Here is an 18,980-nt window from a genome sequence, read left to right on the forward strand (position 1 = left end):
TATGCCACCCATCTTAAAAAACTAATAAAATTAAAAAAATTTAAAGATTATCAGACAAATTGTCATAAAATAAAATCTTAGAACCAATAAATTCATTCTTAAAAACACTCCTAAGATTTAAACTAGCAAGATCCTTCTTGGCATTTTTTACCATATCACCATCACGATTTAATAAATCAAACATTCTAGAAGATTCGGTCAATTTTGCAATTCCTGAATCAAAAAGAATACTATCCTTTACAATACCATATCCAGCCCTATTACCAAGAGAGGCTTTTATTTCAACAACTCCAAGATTATTGTAAACCTCAATTTCTTTTATCAATAAAGCTCTATGATGCTCATTATCTTTGGGTTTAAAACCCAAGATATTAGCTCTCTCTACTTCCAAATTCTGCAATACCCTTAAATAATAACTCCTAGCGGCCTCAAAATTACCCATTTTATAAAGAACAGATGCAATTGAATTTAAGACTTTATTATTATTTGCAAATCCAAACATGTTATTAACCTTAAATAAATAAATTAATGCATCTTTATAATTATTTTCCTTGTAATTAAGCAATGCCAATTTATAATAAACATCTGGGGAATTAACACCCCCATCTATCGCCATCTTATAAGAGGAAATGGCTGATTTAAAGCCATTTAAAGTTCTAAGAACATCTCCCTGCTTTTCAAAAATTAAAGCAAGCTCTTTCGAGCCTTTAACCATACCATTATTTTTATAAAAATCATAGTCATTTAAAGCTAACCTAATAATATTACTTGCTTTAAGAGCATCATTTCCTTCCTCATAAATATCAGATAAAATTCTATAAGCAATAATCTTTTCAACAGCATTTTCGATTAAATCCGCCTGTCTAAAACTATTTATAGCTGTCAATAAATAACCCTCTGACTTTTTAAAGTCACCCATATAATAAAAATATCTACCACTCTCAAATAGAGCCTTATTATAATCAGGATTCTTTAACAAAATTCTTCTAAGAATATATTCAATCTCTGAATTTAAATTAACATCATGTAAAGCATTAGCGATACTCTTTCCAGTTCCCGCTTTAAAACCAGGAAATTCTTTATTAAGCAAATTCATTTGAGCACTCAAATATTTTAGATTCCTAGAGAGAACATTTATTCTCTTATTATAAACTGTAAATTTAAAATATTTATCTATTAATTTCTTAACGTATTTGGTATATACAACCTCATCAATATCTAATTCTTTATTTGCCTTAATAAAAGCATTAACATTGTCAGCTTCTATTTCAGCACCAGCTTCAATATATGCATTAAAAAGCTTAAATAAAATTTCCTTTTTATTACCATATTGTGAAAGCAAAATAGTATAACTATTAATACTATCCTTATAATAAGCAGGATCTATTTGGGCCCACTGAAAATAATTATCGCCCTTAGTCATTAATGCTTCATAATCATAAATAGAATGAGATATAACTTCATCCAAAATGAAATTAGCAGCATCATACTCTCCCAATCTCATTTTCATAGAGGCATAAGATATATACCCATCCCTATCAAAATTTTTACGCCGTCTATCATCAGCGCCTATAGCAAATGGATCAATTGTAAATAATTCTTCGTATTTTTCCTCAGCGCTATCAAAATCTCTTACATCTTCAAAAGCCTTAGCATAAGCTAAAAACCACTTTCTGTTAGGTCGTATATAATATGCATCTTTAAAGGTAGTCTTGGCAAGATTTCTCTTGTTCTCGTATATGTATGATATTCCTTCTTTATATTTTTTATCAGAGACTATATAAAAAAACATCACATCAACTAATAAATAAAAAGATAAAAATGCAAATATCACAAAAAAAGACGCTATCTTAAATATTGGAACTAAGGCTTTAGAAACTCTATAGCTAAATTTTTTTTCAAGTTTGCTAAATTCCTCTGCCTTATAATACATAACAGGCAATTTAACAGAGCGACCAATAATGTCTCCAACAAATTTAGCAATAAATTTAAGCCCTTTTTTATTTTGTTCAATAGAATCAACTAAGGCCTCAATCTTGTATCTAGAGACATTCTCTAACATCAAGGCCTCAGCAATAGCAATCCTCAAATTTCTAGGATAAGAATTCAAATTCTTAAAAAATAACGCATAATTAATTTTAAAATTATCTTTACTAGAAGACTCTTTTGGGGCATCATCTAAAAAGCTAAAATCATCTGAAAGATTAGACAAATTATTCTCTTCATAATCGCTAAAATCATTAGAATTTTCACTAGGACTCTGATTTAAATTATTAACATCAATATCATTATCAAAAAGCTTATCTGGATTTAAATCATTCTCTGCGTCTAAATTTTGAAAATCAGCAGCATTACCTAAATTAACAGCATCATCTAAACTAACAGAATTATCATCAAGAACTCTCTCAAGATCAGAACTTAAAACATCAAAATCATCATCTAAATCATTAAATTCAGGATCAATATCCACTCCTTTAGAATCTTTCAAAACCTCAGTATCACTTTTATCAATTTCATCTTGCCTCGCGTCCTCATTACTAAGAGCACCAAGAATAGAATCTAAGTCAAGTTCTTCTTCCTCACCAAGATCATTTTCCAAATCAAAAATTCCTTTCTAATCTTCCCAAGGCACAATAAGCTCCCCTTCTTCAGGAGGCTCAATATCCATTTTGATACCAAAGAGTTCCTTTTTGGCGCTCTCATCGGCAATATTATCTAGCATGTCTTTTTTAAACTTTTTTATTTTCTCTATATTAGGCATATTATCATCAAAATCCTAACTTAAACAATTATATATCTTGGCTCCCTCTTCATGAAGCATTTCAAAACGTTTTTCTAAATCATCAGCGATTTTAGAACCCAAGATTTCTTTTGTTGGACTTAATCCTTCTTGATCTAATTTTTTCAAAATTAAATTTTTATATTCAAGTATATCTAATATTTCTGTTGCATTATAAACAAGGGTATCTTCTTTAAAAAGATCACATGACATATCCTCGTTTGATGAAACTTCAAGAATATTGCCATTAATACCAATCATTATAAAATAATCAAAAAGCTTGAAATAACTTGAAATTTCTGAAATTATTTTTTTAGTCTCGGGTTTATCTTTTCTATATCTTGTGGCCGTTGGGAATATGAGAATCATGTATCCGTTACTCTTTTTATCCGCAATACACCTCATAGAATTGGCATTAAAACCTCGTCTCTCTTTAAGTGTCTTTTGATCAACTCCAACAAATGCATGCGGAGGATAAATAAGTATCACACTATACCCTAAAGATAAGCTTTTAACCAATAGATCATCTTTAACAAGCTTAACACCAGCTATAGGAACAATATGTTCTGCTACTTCCTCACAACCCATTTTACTGAGCAAAAATTGAAAACAAGGAAAATCAAAATTACTATAATGTTCCATTAATATAATTGAAGATTTACCGGATTTAGATTTTTCATAAAGGTTCAAAATATTTTGAATACCAACAATGGTAGAATTTTTTTTAAGAAGTCTTTTGATCATTGTATCAACTAAACTCCTACTCACAGAGTCTGCTTCATGATAAGAACTATTCAAGCAATTTATCTTTTTAATAACTTCAAGTCTACTAAGGAATTCATTCTCAATGCCTTTAAAATACCTATTAAAACTCTCATTTTGTATAAACATAAAACTTCATCCTTTAAAGTTCTGAAAAGCAACACACTAGCAAATCAAAAATACTTGATCGAAAATATTCATATATATACAAATATTTTACATAATTATACTTTATTTATTTCGCAAATTAAAGTAAAATCCATTCAAGTATATGTTAAACAACAACAATTCAAAAGGAAAACAAAAACCAAGTTAAGGAGAATAAGTTATGAAATATAGAATAATGATTTTTTTATCTTTTTTTATTCTATTTCTATCTTCATGTTCTAGTAATGAACAAAAAGATAAAGTAACGTTTAGGGTCACAAATGATACTGAGCCAGATTCATTGGACCCTCAACTTGCTACATCCGTTAATGCATTCAACATCATTATGAATACATTCGCAGGGTTAACGACAAGAGACCCAAAAACTGGAGGATATAAGCCAGGATTGGCTAAATCATGGACTGTATCTGATGATGGAACTGTGTATACATTAAATCTAAGAGAAGGTATTGTTTGGAGCGATGGAGTTCCCATTACTGCTGAAGGCATCAGAAAATCTTACCTTAGAATATTAAATAAAGAAACAGCTTCACAATACGTTGATATTGTTAAATCAACAATCAAAAATGCACAAGATTATTTTGATGGCAAAATATCAGATTCAGAGCTTGGAATTAAAGCTATAGATAACTCAACATTAGAAATAGCCCTAGTTGCCCCAAAACCTTACTTTTTAGACATGCTAATACACCAAACATTCATACCAGTGCCAGTTCATGCTATTGAAACATATGGCAAAGATTGGACAAACCCTGAAAATATAGTAGTAAGTGGTGCATATAAATTAAAGGAAAGAATTCCAAATGAAAAAATAGTACTTGAAAAAAATGATAAGTACTATAATGCCTTAAATGTTGAAATAGATGAAGTTATATTTTATAACGTGAAAGGCAATATCGCTTATAACATGTACATGAGTGATGAGCTTGATTTCTTAATGAAAGTATCATCAGAATATTTAGATGAAGCTAGAATAAGAAACGATTACTATTCCCATCCTATAAATAGAGTAGAATACATAACATTTAATACCACCATCAAGCCATTTGACAATGTAAAGGTTAGAGAAGCATTAACCCTTGCAATTGATAGAGAAGCACTAAACAGGATCACTCTAAAAGGTCAATCAAAACCAACAAGAAACATAACTCCACCATTTGAAAACTACTCTTATGGAAAACAATTAAAATTGTTTGATCCAGATAGAGCAAAACAACTACTAGCTGAAGCTGGTTATCCTGATGGCGCAGGATTTCCTACTATAAAATACAAAACCTCACAACGCGATGGAATGGCAATCGCTGCAGAGTTTTTACAAGAACAGCTTAAAAAAGTACTCAACATTAATGTTGAGATTGAGGTTGAAGAATGGACCACATTCTTAAGTAGTAAAATCAATGGCAATTACCAGATGTCATACATGGGGTGGACAGGAGATTATATAAATCCACTAACATTCCTTGAAAGTCTGTTTACAACCCCAAATCATGGATTTGGGGGGTACGGTTATTCAAACAAGCAATATGATAATTTAATACGTCAATCCGACCTTGAACAGGATCCAATTAAAAGACAAGAGGTTTTAAGAAAAGCTGAAAAAATAATTGTAGAACAAGATTTCCCTGCTGCTCCATTATCAATACTTAAATCATATTATCTATTTAGACACGACAAATGGACTGGTTGGACTCCTAATATTGCAGAAGCTTATCTTTATGAAGAAATAAAACAGAAAGAAGAAAATAATATTAAATAAAAATAACTTAAAAGTTAATCTATACGTTAAATAATACAATAAAAAACACTTCATTTAAATTCATATAAATGAAGTGTTTTTTATTGTATGTATCTTAAAAAGACTATCAAATTATTTTAAAGAATTATTATACTTATTTGCACATCTCAATAATTTATCATTTTAATTAATAACAATTAATCCAATACATCCTGCACTATATCGTTCAAAAATCTAAATAAAATACATGCTTATTTATTATCTAACTAATATCCTAAATTTATATGTTTTTTACTTATATCTTTATACTTACAAAAAGTTTATGTTATAATTAATTTTCTTACCAAATGATTAAACAATTTAACAAGTAAATTTTATAGGAAGAGAAGTCTTTTAAAATTTTTAGTTAAATTAAATTTAAATAAATAGGAGAGAAAATAATGAAAATAAAAAAACATATATTTATGATACTTTTTTTTATAGCCATTCTATCCTGCAACAAGGAAACGAGCAATGAACCTTTATCTTTCAAAATTATTTTAGGGGGAGCAGAACCTAAGTCAATTGATCCTCAATTATCTCAAGATAAAATAGGTTCTCACATAGTCACACAAATGTTTAATGGAATAACAGATAGTGATTCAAAAACTGGAGGATATAAGCCAGGATTGGCTAAATCATGGACTGTATCTGATGATGGAACTGTGTATACATTCAATTTAAGAGAAGGTATTGTTTGGAGCGATGGGGTTCCCATTACTGCTGAAGGCATCAGAAAATCTTACCTTAGAATATTAAATAAAGAAACAGCTTCAAATTATGTCGGCATGGTTAAATCAACAATCAAAAATGCACAAGATTATTTTGATGGCAAATTATCAGATTCAGAGCTTGGAATTAAAGCTATAGATAAATCAACATTAGAAATAACCCTAGTTGCCCCAAAACCTTACTTTTTAGATATGCTAGCACACCAATCATTTAGACCGGTACCAGTTCATGTTATTGAAACATATGGTAAAGATTGGATAAAACCTGAAAATATAGTAGTAAGTGGTGCATATAAATTAAAGGAAAGAATTCCAAATGAAAAAATAGTACTTGAAAAAAATGATAAGTACTATAATGCTAAAGAAGTTGAATTAGAAGAGATTGTATTTTACACAATAACTGATGCTTCAACTGCCTACAGAATGTATGAAAGTAACGAAATTGATGCATTATCACTAATTCCACCTGACCTAATAAAAGAAATAAAACTAAGAAGTGATTATTACTCATCTGTTATTAATGGTCTTTACTTTTATTCGTTTAATACCACCATCAAACCTCTTGATAATGTAAAGGTTAGAGAAGCATTAACCCTTGCAATTGATAGAGAAGCATTAACAAAAAAAGTTACAGATAATAATCATGTTCCTACAAGAAACGCAAGTCCAAAATTTCACAATTATTCTTACGGAAAACAATTAAATTTATTTGACCCAGATAGAGCAAAACAACTACTCGCTGAAGCTGGCTATCCTAATGGTGCAAACTTCCCTCAACTAAAAATAAAGTATAATACAGATGAAAGTCACAAAAAAGTTGCAGAATTTATTCAAAATCAATGGTCAAAAATTTTAAATATTAATATCAATCTTGAGAACGAAGAATGGTCATCATTCATGGATAATAAAATAAAAGGAAACTATGAAATAGCGCGGGCAGGTTGGGTAGGGGATTACTCAATCCATTAACATTTCTAGGTCTATTCCAAAAAGATTTCGTGCATTTTTCTTCATATCAATATTCAAACAAACAATATGATAATTTAATACACCAATCCGATCTTGAACAGGATCCAATTAAAAGACAAGAGATTTTAAGAAAAGCTGAAAAAATAATTGTAGAACAAGATTTCCCAATTGCACCAATATACATATATGCAGGAAATTATCTATTTAGACACGACAAATGGACTGGTTGGACTCCTAATATTGCAGAAAGATTTAATTTTTCAGAAATTAAAAAAGTTAAATAATAATTAAAATAATAAAAAATAGACATCTATTAAAATCATACTAATAGATGTCTGCTTATCAACAATTCTTATACACATCATTTGAATTAATGATTTAAGTTAAATAACTTTAAATAATCTTAATCACGAATTATCTTAAGTAAAGATTAATATTATGCTAATAAAAGTCAAAAAATTATTAAATTTATTTACAATTGACAAAAACAACATTAAAATAATAAAGAATAGACAATCAATATCAACATATAAAAAATATTGATTTAAAAAACAATTAAATTTAAAATTTTTTGAATAATATTCAATTTCATATGTTAAAATGATTAATGATACATAGAAAAAACTCTTTCGAGTAAAATAAGGAGCCATTATGTTAAAGTTTACCTTACAAAAGTTAATGGAAACAATACCCACCTTAATAGTAATCACTTTTTTATGTTTTTTAATAATGAGACTTGCTCCCGGAAATCCATTCAATTCTGAAAAACCTATTGATCCACAAGTAAAAGAAAAATTAATGCAAAAATATCACCTGGATAAACCTTTTTATGTCCAAGCTTATTACTACATATTAAACATTTTAAAAGGAGATTTTGGACCATCATTAACAAAGAAAGATTTAAATGTAACTCAATACATAAAACTAGGATTTCCCAAATCTTTTACAATCGGAATAATAAGTTTACTAACATCTCTTATGCTTGGAATTTTGCTTGGCTCAATAGCAGCAATTAACAAAAACACTCGTATTGACTATACAATAAGAATAATAGCAATAGTTGGAATTTCTGTACCTACCTTTGTAACTGGTCCCATTTTACAATATTTTCTATCTATAAAACTAAAGTTATTTTATACTTCTGGGTGGATTTCAGAGCGTGGGGGTCTTACAAATTTAATTATGCCAATACTAACAATGAGTTTTCCATGGATAGCTATTTTTACACGCATTATTAGAGGTTCAATGTTAGAAATATTAAAGAGCGATTTTGTAAGAACAGCAAAAGCCAAGGGATTAAGCTTTAATGCAATAATAAGAAAGCACGTATTAATAGGCTCCATACTTCCCTTAGTAAGCTATATAGGTCCTGCATTTGCTGGTATAATTTCTGGCAGTATGGTCATTGAGCAAATATTTAGAATAGCCGGAATGGGTACGTTCACAGTAGAATCATCTCTAAACAGAGACTATCCACTACTCATGGGTTCGTTATTAGTATACTCAACAATATTGCTTATATCCATTTTAATCTCTGATATTACCTATAAAAAACTTGACCCAAGAACATAGGGCGACTAGGAGAAAAAATGAACAAGTATAAAACCCAAGAAGCCTATTTTGAGGTCCAAACAGCAAATAAAAGAGCTTGGTTAAGATTTAAGGACAATAAACTTGCATTTATCAGTATATTTATCATTGGATTTTACATATTGGTCGCAATACTTCAACCAATACTACCGATATATAAATACTACAATCAAGTAATAGAACATGCTGATTTGCCTCCATCTCTTAAATATGCAGGAGAACTCTGGTATGAGAAGGAACTTAATTTCATCAAAAAATTATCAGCAAAAGAAAACCGAGAAATAAATGAAACAGAAAAAGAAAAATTAGAAACCATAAAAAGAAAAATTGAAACTGAAGTTCAAAAAATTAATGGGAAAGAAGTTAAAGTACACAAAAGAATATACCTGCTAGGAACAGATAGTCTTGGTAGAGACCTACTTTCAAGAATAATACAAGGAAGTCAAATATCAATCTCTGTGGGATTTATTGGCGCATTTCTGTCAATGATCATAGGGACCATAATAGGTGCAATAGCAGGATTCTTTGGTGGTATAACAGATAGAATCATAACTAAAGTAGTAGAAATCCTTTATGTCCTACCTACCCTGCTAGTCATAATAACTCTAATGACTGTTATGGAAAGAAATATTATTGGGTTATTTATTGCAATTAGTATCATTTCGTGGCTAACAATTTCTAGAATTGTAAGGGGTCAAGTAAAGTCACTTGCAAAAGCCGAATTTATACAAGCAGCCAGAACTCTAGGTGCAACAAATAAGAGGATGATATTTAAACATTTAATTCCCAATAGTTTTGGCATAATAGTAATATTTACGACAATGAATGTCCCATCATTTATTATGCTCGAATCATTTTTATCATTCCTGGGCCTTGGAATATCAGCACCAATGACTAGTTGGGGAGAATTAATAAAAAATGGAATTCCCACATTTATTGAATATCCATGGAAAATTTTTATCCCAGCTGCAGTTATGACAATATTTTTATTATTTATGAACTTTTTAGGCGATGGATTAAGAGACGCATTCGACCCAAAAGATGATCTCTAGGAGCAATTAGATGAGCACAGAATACATACTAGACATAAAAAACTTAACAATTGATTTCAAATTAAAACATACGACAGTACATCCTGTAAACAACATAAATCTAAAAATGAAAAAAGGCGAAATTAGAGCTATTGTTGGGGAATCTGGAAGTGGGAAATCTGTTACAAGCATGGCAATACTAAAATTGTTACCTGAAACTACCACAGTATATAGAAATGGAGAAATATTATTTGAAGGTCAAAACTTACTAAAGCTCAACGAAAGGGCACTTCAAAATATCAGGGGAAATAAAATAGCAATGATATTTCAAGAATCCAATGACTTCTTTAAATCCATATTTAAGAATCTCTACGCAAATTGAAGAAACGATCAGACTGCATCAAAAACTAGATAAAAAATCTGCAAAGATGAAAGCAATAGAAATGTTAAAAACAGTTGGTGTTGTAAATGCAGAAGAGAGAATAAAACACTACCCTCATCAATTTTCAGGGGGAATGAGACAAAGAGTTATGATTGCAATGGCCCTCAGTTGCCATCCATCATTATTAATTGCAGATGAACCTACCACAGCTCTTGATGTTACAATTCAAAAACAAATATTACTACTTATAAAAAACTTATCTAAAAAATTCAACACTTCCACTATATTAATAACCCATGATTTAGGGGTAGTTGCAGAAATTTGTGATTCGGTTTCTGTAATGTATCAAGGACAATTTGTTGAAGAGGGTACCGTACAAGAAATATTTAAAAACCCTAAACATCCATATACAATTGGGCTATTAAAATCAATACTTACTCTTGATAAGAATCCCAATGAAAAACTTTATTCAATTAAAGATCATCCTGTCGGAGATATCGCTACAAATAAGATTAAGGAAAATTAAATGAAAAATACAAAAAACATAATTCTTAAAGTAGAAAATTTAGTACAAACCTTTACAATTGGTGAAGATTTCTTATTTTGGAAAAATACACGTAAAGTAAATGCCATAAATGGTATCAGTTTTGAAGTTGAATATAACAAAACATTAGGACTTGTTGGGGAATCTGGATGTGGCAAATCAACAACATTGAGAACAATAATGCAACTCTATAAACCAACATCTGGTAGCATATATTTCAATGGAAAAGACATTACTAAACTATCAAAAAGAGAACTCCTCAAAACAAGAAAGGACATGCAGATGGTATTCCAAAATCCACATACATCTCTCAATCCAAGAATGACAATAAAAGAAATCATATCGGAACCATTAGTGATATATAATGAAAATAAAATTTTGCCAAAAACTAAACAAGAAATAGAACAAAGGGTAAATGAATTAATGGATCTACTGGACTTTCAAAAAGCATGTTATCCAGATATCCACATGAATTTTCAGGGGGACAAAGACAAAGAATAGGCATAGCAAGAGCACTTGCTTTAAATCCTAAACTCTTACTGCTAGATGAAGCTGTATCTGCTCTTGATGCATCCATAAGAGCACAAATTTTAAATTTGCTTAAAGATCTACAAAAAGAATTGAAACTATCTTATTTCTTCATTTCACATGACCTGGCAGTAGTAAAATATATGAGTGATAAAATTGCTGTAATGTACATGGGAGTAATTCTAGAAATTGCACCTAGAGAAATTTTATTTTCAAATCCCAGACATCCATACACAAAGACATTAATATCATCTATTCCTGAAATTGATTTTGAAAAAACTCATGACAAAATCAAGAACATCAAACTTGATGAACCATTACTCACAACCATACAAAATACTTCTTTAACAGCAGAAAATGCATCTCTGGAGGAAGTAGAAAAAGACCATTTTGTATCTAGATACCTATTCGATGAGATGAATAATTTACTCAATAAAAACAACACTTAGAACTTATTCTAAATTTTAGATACATAGAATTGGATTTGGGTCTTTTTTTTATAAAAATTAATTGTCAAAATAAGATACCTCAAAATCTATTTTGTTAGCAATACCCTCAACTGAATATAGATTAATCCTATTAACATTATTTTTATCTATAACCTTATTTCCAGAATCTACAAAATAATAATAAATTCTACCTTTAGGAAGATCTTTAAGTTTAATAGTATATACGCCTTTGTGATGCTCTTGTTCAACCAACCTATTTAAAAATGGATTAAAATTATTAAAATTGCCAGCTATTGTAACAATCTGACCAGGACGCCCTATATAAAAAATTTCAACTTCTCTTCCATCAGAAGAATCAATTGGATTTCTCAAAGAGACATAACTATTACTCATACCTATATCAATTACAGAAAATCGTATTAAATCTTTATTAACCACTACATTTTTGTTATATTCATCATTTGTCCAAATACCATCAACAACAAGTCTATACTTAATTTTACTAATTCCATGAGGAAGATTGATTTTAACAAAAAAAAGTCCATACTTATTTTTTTTAAATAAATATTTCTTCACATAACTATCAAAATCAAAAGCAGCAAATATTTTTCTAATATTCTTATTCGGAGGGTAAAACATGATAACCCTTTTAGAATCAACAATTGGTGATAAATTGTCCCTCCTTGTTGAAACTTCTAGAAATTCATTTAATGATAAATCAAAATTTTTAATCACATAAACTTCTGAATAAAGATTAACAACACTAAAGACAAAAAATATAAAATAAAATAAACATCCAACAGTTCTTTTCATGACTTAATTGCCAAACTTAATAGACAATTCTTTTAGCAAAATACTACACATTTATATAATTTATTATTATACTAAAAATATATACTAAAGTAAATATACAAATATTAACCAATAAGGAGCATAAAATGGGCTTTCATATTTATGAAATAAAAGCTAGGCAAATAATTGACTCAAGGGGAAATCCAACTGTTGAAGCAGACGTAATACTGGAGGATGGTTCGATAGGCAGAGCAGCTGTTCCATCGGGTGCATCAACAGGTATAAATGAAGCTGTTGAATTAAGAGATGGTGACAAAGCTGTTTATATGGGCAAAGGGGTACTCAAAGCAGTTGAAAATATAATCAATATTATATCTCCAGAGCTTGAAGGAATGAGTGCTTTAAATCAAGTTGAAATTGACAGAAAAATGCTTGAACTTGACGGAACTCCTAACAAATCAAAACTTGGAGCTAATGCTATCCTTGCAGTTTCAATGGCTACAGCTAGAGCAGCAGCTGAACACCTTGGACTTAAAGTTTATCAATATCTTGGTGCCTACAAAGCCAACATTTTACCTACACCTATGTGTAATATTATCAATGGTGGTGCTCATTCTGATAACTGTGTTGATTTTCAAGAATTTATGATAATACCAATCGGAGCAAAAACTTTTAGTGATGCAATAAGAATGTCTACTGAAGTTTTCCACACACTTAAGGGTATTCTAAGCAAAAAAGGATATGCAACAGCAGTTGGTGATGAAGGTGGCTTTGCACCAAATTTAAAATCAAACGAAGAAGCTTGCGAAGTCATTATGGAAGCTATCAAAAGTGCGGGATATACACCGGGAACAGATATTGCCATAGCTCTTGATCCTGCAACATCTGAATTATATGATCCAGCAACAAAAAAATATGTATTTAAATGGTCAACAAAAGAAGAACTTACTTCTGACGAAATGGTTGAATATTGGGCAAAATGGGTAGAAAAATATCCTATTATATCAATTGAAGATGGTATGGCTGAAGAAGATTGGAATGGATGGAAAAAACTTACAGATAAAATTGGAGACAAAGTTCAACTTGTTGGAGATGACTTATTTGTAACAAATACATCTTTCCTTAAAAAAGGAATTGAAATGAAAGTTGCAAATGCAATTCTAATTAAAGTAAATCAAATTGGAACATTAACTGAAACTTTTGAAGCTGTAGAAATGGCAAAAAAAGCAGGATATACCGCAATAGTATCACACCGTTCGGGAGAAACAGAAGATACAACTATTGCAGATCTTGTTGTAGCACTTGGAACAGGCCAAATTAAGACAGGGTCTCTATCAAGAACAGATAGAATAGCTAAGTATAACCAACTACTCAGAATAGAAGAAGAACTAGGCAGTATTGCTGAATACCATGGAAAAAATGTCCTTTATTCTATTAAAAAATAATAAACATTTATCCATTTCGTAAACAATAATGGAAACATTAAGATGTTTTAATATAAAAAATACAATTAAAGCCCTCATAGGAGGGCATTTTGCATATAAAATATAAAATAAATTATTATCTGTCTTATCTTTTGGAGAATTGAAAACTCTTTCTAGACTTCTTTTTGCCAAACTTTTTACGTTCAACCTTTCGGGAATCTCTTGTTAAAAACCCATTGGATTTAAGAACCATTTTATACTCGTCATTAAGATCAAAAAGTGCTCTTGCAATACCATGTCTAATAGCACCAGCTTGACCTGAAATACCCCCACCATAAACATTAATGTAAAGGTTATATTTTCCAAGAGCATTTGTCAAAACTAACGGTGACAGAGAAACTGTCTTTAACTTTTCAAGTTGCATATAAGAACCAAAATCCTTATTATTGACCTTAATGTCACCATTACCTTCTCTAATATAAACTCTAGCAACAGAAGACTTTCTCCTTCCTGTACCCATTCCTAAATTAATACTCTTATCGGACTTTATCATTTTGCCTCTCTTACTTTGCTTCTAATTTATAAAATCTTGAGATTTAAGCGTATGATTAGAATCAGCAAAAACTTTAAGATTTCTAAAAAGCTCACGTCCCAAAGTTCCTTTTGGCAACATGCCCTTAATAGCTATTTCAAGAGGAGCGGTTGGTTTTCTCTCAGATAATGTTCTAAAAGTATCAGAATAAAGACCCCCAGGATATCGTGAATGTCTATAATAAATTTTCTGAGAATATTTCTTACCAGTAAGTTTGACCTTTGAAGCATTAATAATTAAAACATTATCACCAAGATCCTGATGGGGAGTATAATAAGGCTTATGTTTGCCTCTTAAAATCTTAACAGCTTCTGTAGCAATTCTACCAAGAACTTTATCTGCTGCATCAATCACATACCATTTTTTCTCTACATATTTAGGCTTAATCCATATTGTCTTATTATTAGTTATCCTATTCATAATAGTACACAGCCCTCACTTAGATATTCTACAAAATTATACCTTTCTATTGTATTATTTGTAAATTAATCTGTCAACACTAACTATTCAATTTATCTTGCAAGCTTAAAGAAACTTTTTTAAACCCATCCAAATCTCCTTTAGAAAATTTTAAAGGAACAAGCGATGGAATATCAAAAAAAGGACTAAGCAAATATCCATGTTTTAAATACTCATTAAACACTAAATCATGATACTCAGCCTTATAAACAGGAAACATATATCTATTAATTAACTTAAACATAGGCGTAGCAAAAACATTAAAATTAATTTGCAAACCCTTTTCATAAGATAAAATCTTGATAAGCATATGTCTAGCTATTGCTAAAGTTAAAGCATCAAAAGCATCTCTAAACTCCATTTTTCTAGATAAATTATCCACTATGACAATACTGATAGAAAAACATCCGGGCATTGGAAGCTTGATAAACATAGGATACCTAAAATTACTAAATCCAACTTTAAATTCATATATACCCTGTTTTTCTTCCCAAGGCTTACTAAAACAGCGTTGACCTGTTAAGGACAATAAAAAATCCTTAGCATCCCTTTCACACTTAAAAATATAAACAGAACCTGCTTCTTTGAAAAAAGAAAAAAAGACATTTTCAAATTGTTTTCTAAAAATGGAAGGATAAGAAGCAGTAAGACCTCTTGAAAAAGTTTGCTTCAAGATTAAATTTAAACCTTGAACTCTATGCCCTAAAAAGCTTAGTCCACCATTTAAGTATAAATCTAAATACCTATTACCATTAACATCATAAAGATAAAAAAACCTTGCTCTTTTAATTATTGGTAAGCAACTCAATAAAGATTTACTATACATCCCTTAATTTGCTCATTAAAATTTCATTTGCAAGAATTGGATTCACCTTTCCAGAGGTTTTACGCATAATCTGACCCATCATAAACTTAATTGCATGATCTTTACCCTTTTTATAGAGTTCAATCGATTTGGGATTTTCATTTAATACCTCAAATACAACTGATTCAATTAAGGATTTATCATTTATCTGTTTTAAATTTTTTTCATTAATAATGATGTCAGAAGATACATTACGATCAATCATTTCTAAAAATATTTCTTTTGCAATTTTACCACTGATCTTACCACTCACAATACAATCAATTAGTCCACCAATATAGGATGGTGGCAATTTAAAATCAAGTATGCTTGTCTCTCTATCATTTAATACGCTTAATACTTCAGACAATATCCAATTCGCCACTCTCTTAGGATCACTTGACCCTATAATTGCTTCTTCAAAATATTTAACCAAATTCTTGTCAGACGTTAAAGTTATAACATCAAAATCACTAAGACCATACTGCTCTTTTAATCTAATACGAGTATCAAAAGGCAATTCTACCATTCTATCAGCCTTTATGCTTGCAATATAAGCATCATCAAGCTTGATCAAAGGTAAATCAGGATCTTTGATATAACGATAATCATCCGCTGTTTCCTTGCTCCTTTGAAGTATAGTAATGCCTTTCTTATCATCAAATCCCACTGTATGCTTACCCACACTATTTAAAGTCTTTCTATGTAAAATCCATTCCTCTTTTTGTCTTGACTCTTCATAATTAATTGCCAACTTTACTGATTTAAAAGAATTTAAATTTTTTATCTCAAAAATAGGAGTCTTATACTCATTGTCACTCTCATTAATAAGTAAATTAACATTAACATCACAACGAAACGATCCGTTTTCCATGTTACATTCAGACAACTCAAGATACCTAAAAATTTCTCTCAAAGCAGTCAAATAAGCTATGGCCTCTTCTCCACTATTAATATCTGGTTTTGAGACAATTTCTAGCAATGGTGCACCTGAACGATTAAAATCAATATAACTTGAGTTATCACTCTCGAGCAAATGTAAACTTTTGCCAGAATCTTCTTCCATATGTATCCTATCAATATTAATTCTCTTTAAACCCGAACTGGTTTCAATTAAGATGAATCCATTCTCACAAATTGGTTCATCATTTTGTGATATTTGATATCCCTTAGGTAAATCGGGATAAGCATAATGCTTTCTATCAAACTTAACAATATTACGAATCTTAGAATTAGTAGCATGCCCAGCTAAAATCGCACTACTAATAAGTTCCTTATTAACACTAGGTAGTGCCCCAGGCAATCCAAGACATGTTGGACACGTACGAGAATTTGGAATGCCTCCAAAGTCATTCTTACATCCGCAAAAAGCTTTACTTTTCAATCCCAATTGTACATGAACTTCCAAACCCACAAGCAATTTATATTCCATTTAATCCCAATTCCTCTATGATATTTTTTGAAAAACTTAAAAGCTCAAAATCTCTTCTCGCCTGCCCAATGATTTGCATACCAATAGGCAATCCCATATTATCCTTAGCAAAGGGAATAGAAATTGCAGGGGCTCCAATAAGATTGGCAATTACAGTACATAAATCAGAATAATACATTTTTGTAGGGTCATCAAAATTTTCACCAATTTTGAAAGGTTTCATAAAACTTGTAGGCATAATAATATATGAACAACTATTAAAAACCTCATTACATTTTGGAATCAATACATTTTCAATAATCTTACAAGCCTTTTCATAATATTGCAAATCATAACCTTTTGTTAATAAATAATTACCAAGCACAATACGCCTCTTTACCTCTTCTTGCAAAAAGCAACTCCTATGCTCACAATAAAAATCATTAAAACTTAAATTATTGTTCAATCGCTTTCCATAGTGAATGCAAGTATATCGTGCAAGATTAGACGCAGCTTCGACTGGGGATACCGAGTAGTAAAGAGAAAGTACAAAATTAACTTCTTCCACTGAAATCTCATGTATTTCAACTCCTCTTTTCAACAACTCAGATTTAAATTTATCAAATTCATTAGCAATCTCGCCCTCCATTAAATCTTCACGAAGCTCCTTAATTACAGCCAATTTGGTCCCTTTCAAAGGCTTACTTAATAATGGATAAGGGTCTGGTATAATATCTATGCTAGTAGCATCCATTTTGTCAATTCCACATGTATATTTCAATATTAAAGCGACATCGTCAATAGAGTTAGCAAAAAATCCTATCTGATCAAGGGATGAAGCATATGATGCAAGCCCATAACGAGACAAACCTCCATAAGAAGGTTTAAAACCAATCAAACCTGCAAAAGACGCAGGAAGCCTAACAGAACCTCCAGTATCGCTACCAAGTGCAAAAGGCGCTTGACTGGCAGCAACAACAGCTCCAGAGCCTCCAGAGCTACCACCCACAACATATTTCTTATTTAGAGGATTGAGAGTAGTACCATAATAAGAAAATTCACATGAAGAGCCCATTGCAAATTCATCCATATTCGTTCTACCAATCAAAATTGCGCCATTATCTTTAAGTCTCTTAATCACAGTTGCATCATAAGGAGAAACATATCCTTGTAAAATTTCAGATGCACAAGTCAAACTTTTATCCTTAATAGAAATATTATCTTTAACAGCAATGGGCATACCAATTAAAGGCAAATCCTGCCCCTTACCTTTCACTAAAAGATCATCGTATTCTTTAGCCAATTCTAATGCGTCATCAAAAAATTCAATATATCCATTAATATCTTTATTCGCTTCATAAAGCTCTTTATAAAAAAAAATAATATCATAAATTTTATACTTACGGGTTAATATTAAATCTCTAATTCTTACTAAACTAAAACCTCTTAAATCCAACCCAATACTCCCTACTCAAATACCTTAGGTGATGAAAAATAACCATCTACAAATACATTACTAAACTTCTTAATAGATTCAATAGCTAAAGAAGGCAAAACCTCATCATTTCTTAAATCAGAAAGATTACATATCTTTCTTTGAAAACCATTATTTACATCACAATCAGAACTTTTATTTAACATAGCAATAATTTTTTCAAATTTTACGACAAATTTTTGCTCTTCACTCTTACTTAATCTCAATAAACTTAACTTCAAAGTATCTTCTAAATGAATATTTTTCAAATCTCACC

Annotated in this window: 13 protein-coding genes and 4 pseudogenes; 7 read left to right on the plus strand and 10 right to left on the minus strand. The window is 30.3% G+C overall.

The annotated features are described in order from the left end of the window. Nucleotides 1-40: 40 nt before the first annotated feature. From flcA (ACWUD1_RS01640) to ACWUD1_RS01650, 3 genes are read right to left on the minus strand one after another with little or no spacing between them, the layout of a single operon-like run. Nucleotides 41-2,599: a periplasmic flagellar collar protein FlcA gene (gene flcA / locus ACWUD1_RS01640; protein ID WP_472756801.1), complete on the minus strand. Its 2,559-nt coding sequence runs from the start codon at nucleotides 2,597-2,599 to the stop codon at nucleotides 41-43. Nucleotides 2,600-2,614: 15 nt separating this feature from the next. Continuing rightward, on the minus strand, nucleotides 2,615-2,761 hold the full coding sequence (gene flcA / locus ACWUD1_RS01645) for a periplasmic-type flagellar collar protein FlcA (protein WP_472756802.1): 147 nt from the start codon (nucleotides 2,759-2,761) through the stop codon (nucleotides 2,615-2,617). Nucleotides 2,762-2,776: 15 nt separating this feature from the next. Further along, nucleotides 2,777-3,670: a lysophospholipid acyltransferase family protein gene (locus ACWUD1_RS01650; protein WP_472756803.1), complete on the minus strand. Its 894-nt coding sequence runs from the start codon at nucleotides 3,668-3,670 to the stop codon at nucleotides 2,777-2,779. A gap of 199 nt (nucleotides 3,671-3,869) precedes the next feature. Here ACWUD1_RS01650 and ACWUD1_RS01655 point away from each other — a divergent pair, with 199 nt between their 5' ends. From ACWUD1_RS01655 to ACWUD1_RS01680, 6 genes and pseudogenes are all read left to right on the plus strand, one after another. Then, nucleotides 3,870-5,465 carry a peptide ABC transporter substrate-binding protein gene (locus ACWUD1_RS01655; protein WP_472756804.1) on the plus strand — a complete coding sequence of 532 codons (1,596 nt, stop codon included), beginning with the start codon at nucleotides 3,870-3,872 and terminating at the stop codon, nucleotides 5,463-5,465. A 419-nt stretch (nucleotides 5,466-5,884) separates the two neighbouring features. Next, nucleotides 5,885-7,467: pseudogene (locus tag ACWUD1_RS01660) on the plus strand (peptide ABC transporter substrate-binding protein). A gap of 367 nt (nucleotides 7,468-7,834) precedes the next feature. Then, nucleotides 7,835-8,755: an ABC transporter permease gene (locus ACWUD1_RS01665; RefSeq protein ID WP_472756805.1), complete on the plus strand. Its 921-nt coding sequence runs from the start codon at nucleotides 7,835-7,837 to the stop codon at nucleotides 8,753-8,755. A gap of 17 nt (nucleotides 8,756-8,772) precedes the next feature. Beyond that, nucleotides 8,773-9,825: an ABC transporter permease gene (locus ACWUD1_RS01670; RefSeq protein ID WP_472756806.1), complete on the plus strand. Its 1,053-nt coding sequence runs from the start codon at nucleotides 8,773-8,775 to the stop codon at nucleotides 9,823-9,825. A gap of 10 nt (nucleotides 9,826-9,835) precedes the next feature. Continuing rightward, nucleotides 9,836-10,712, plus strand: a pseudogene (locus ACWUD1_RS01675) (ABC transporter ATP-binding protein). Further along, nucleotides 10,713-11,707: pseudogene (locus ACWUD1_RS01680) on the plus strand (ATP-binding cassette domain-containing protein). Between the two features lie 57 nt (nucleotides 11,708-11,764). Here the strand turns inward: ACWUD1_RS01680 and ACWUD1_RS01685 are convergent. After that, a complete protein-coding gene (locus ACWUD1_RS01685; RefSeq protein ID WP_472756807.1) occupies nucleotides 11,765-12,520 on the minus strand; it encodes an early set domain-containing protein in 756 nt (251 codons plus the stop codon). A 125-nt stretch (nucleotides 12,521-12,645) separates the two neighbouring features. Here ACWUD1_RS01685 and eno point away from each other — a divergent pair, with 125 nt between their 5' ends. Beyond that, nucleotides 12,646-13,944 (plus strand): phosphopyruvate hydratase, encoded by a 1,299-nt coding sequence (eno, locus tag ACWUD1_RS01690; RefSeq protein ID WP_472756808.1) that lies wholly within the window; start codon nucleotides 12,646-12,648, stop codon nucleotides 13,942-13,944. Nucleotides 13,945-14,068: 124 nt separating this feature from the next. Here eno and rpsI read toward each other — a convergent pair whose 3' ends face one another. The 6 genes and pseudogenes from rpsI to gatC all read right to left on the minus strand — a co-directional run bounded on the left by rpsI (nucleotide 14,069) and on the right by gatC (nucleotide 18,972). Beyond that, entirely contained in the window at nucleotides 14,069-14,476 is a 408-nt protein-coding gene (gene rpsI, locus ACWUD1_RS01695) for a 30S ribosomal protein S9 (protein WP_472756809.1), read from the minus strand. 10 nt (nucleotides 14,477-14,486) lie between these two features. Further along, nucleotides 14,487-14,935 (minus strand): annotated as a pseudogene (gene rplM / locus ACWUD1_RS01700) (50S ribosomal protein L13). Between the two features lie 79 nt (nucleotides 14,936-15,014). Next, nucleotides 15,015-15,800, minus strand: coding sequence for a hypothetical protein (locus ACWUD1_RS01705; RefSeq protein WP_472756810.1), 786 nt, complete (start codon nucleotides 15,798-15,800; stop codon nucleotides 15,015-15,017). Further along, nucleotides 15,793-17,250, minus strand: coding sequence for an Asp-tRNA(Asn)/Glu-tRNA(Gln) amidotransferase subunit GatB (gene gatB, locus ACWUD1_RS01710; RefSeq protein ID WP_472756811.1), 1,458 nt, complete (start codon nucleotides 17,248-17,250; stop codon nucleotides 15,793-15,795). The genes ACWUD1_RS01705 and gatB overlap by 8 nt, the downstream gene beginning before the upstream one ends. Then, on the minus strand, nucleotides 17,240-18,685 hold the full coding sequence (gene gatA / locus ACWUD1_RS01715; protein ID WP_472756812.1) for an Asp-tRNA(Asn)/Glu-tRNA(Gln) amidotransferase subunit GatA: 1,446 nt from the start codon (nucleotides 18,683-18,685) through the stop codon (nucleotides 17,240-17,242). The genes gatB and gatA overlap by 11 nt, the downstream gene beginning before the upstream one ends. A gap of 11 nt (nucleotides 18,686-18,696) precedes the next feature. Then, nucleotides 18,697-18,972: an Asp-tRNA(Asn)/Glu-tRNA(Gln) amidotransferase subunit GatC gene (gene gatC, locus ACWUD1_RS01720; protein WP_472756813.1), complete on the minus strand. Its 276-nt coding sequence runs from the start codon at nucleotides 18,970-18,972 to the stop codon at nucleotides 18,697-18,699. Between the last annotated feature and the right edge of the window lie 8 nt (nucleotides 18,973-18,980).

Source organism: Borrelia tillae, from assembly GCF_055693965.1.

Coding starts and splice junctions, on each gene's coding strand:
- flcA (WP_472756802.1), bottom strand. CDS start 2,761: ATGCCTAATATAGAGAAAATAAAAAAGTTTAAAAAAGACATGCTAGAT.
- ACWUD1_RS01650 (WP_472756803.1), bottom strand. CDS start 3,670: ATGTTTATACAAAATGAGAGTTTTAATAGGTATTTTAAAGGCATTGAG.
- ACWUD1_RS01655 (WP_472756804.1), top strand. CDS start 3,870: ATGAAATATAGAATAATGATTTTTTTATCTTTTTTTATTCTATTTCTA.
- ACWUD1_RS01665 (WP_472756805.1), top strand. CDS start 7,835: ATGTTAAAGTTTACCTTACAAAAGTTAATGGAAACAATACCCACCTTA.
- ACWUD1_RS01670 (WP_472756806.1), top strand. CDS start 8,773: ATGAACAAGTATAAAACCCAAGAAGCCTATTTTGAGGTCCAAACAGCA.
- ACWUD1_RS01685 (WP_472756807.1), bottom strand. CDS start 12,520: ATGAAAAGAACTGTTGGATGTTTATTTTATTTTATATTTTTTGTCTTT.
- eno (WP_472756808.1), top strand. CDS start 12,646: ATGGGCTTTCATATTTATGAAATAAAAGCTAGGCAAATAATTGACTCA.
- rpsI (WP_472756809.1), bottom strand. CDS start 14,476: ATGATAAAGTCCGATAAGAGTATTAATTTAGGAATGGGTACAGGAAGG.
- ACWUD1_RS01705 (WP_472756810.1), bottom strand. CDS start 15,800: ATGTATAGTAAATCTTTATTGAGTTGCTTACCAATAATTAAAAGAGCA.
- gatB (WP_472756811.1), bottom strand. CDS start 17,250: ATGGAATATAAATTGCTTGTGGGTTTGGAAGTTCATGTACAATTGGGA.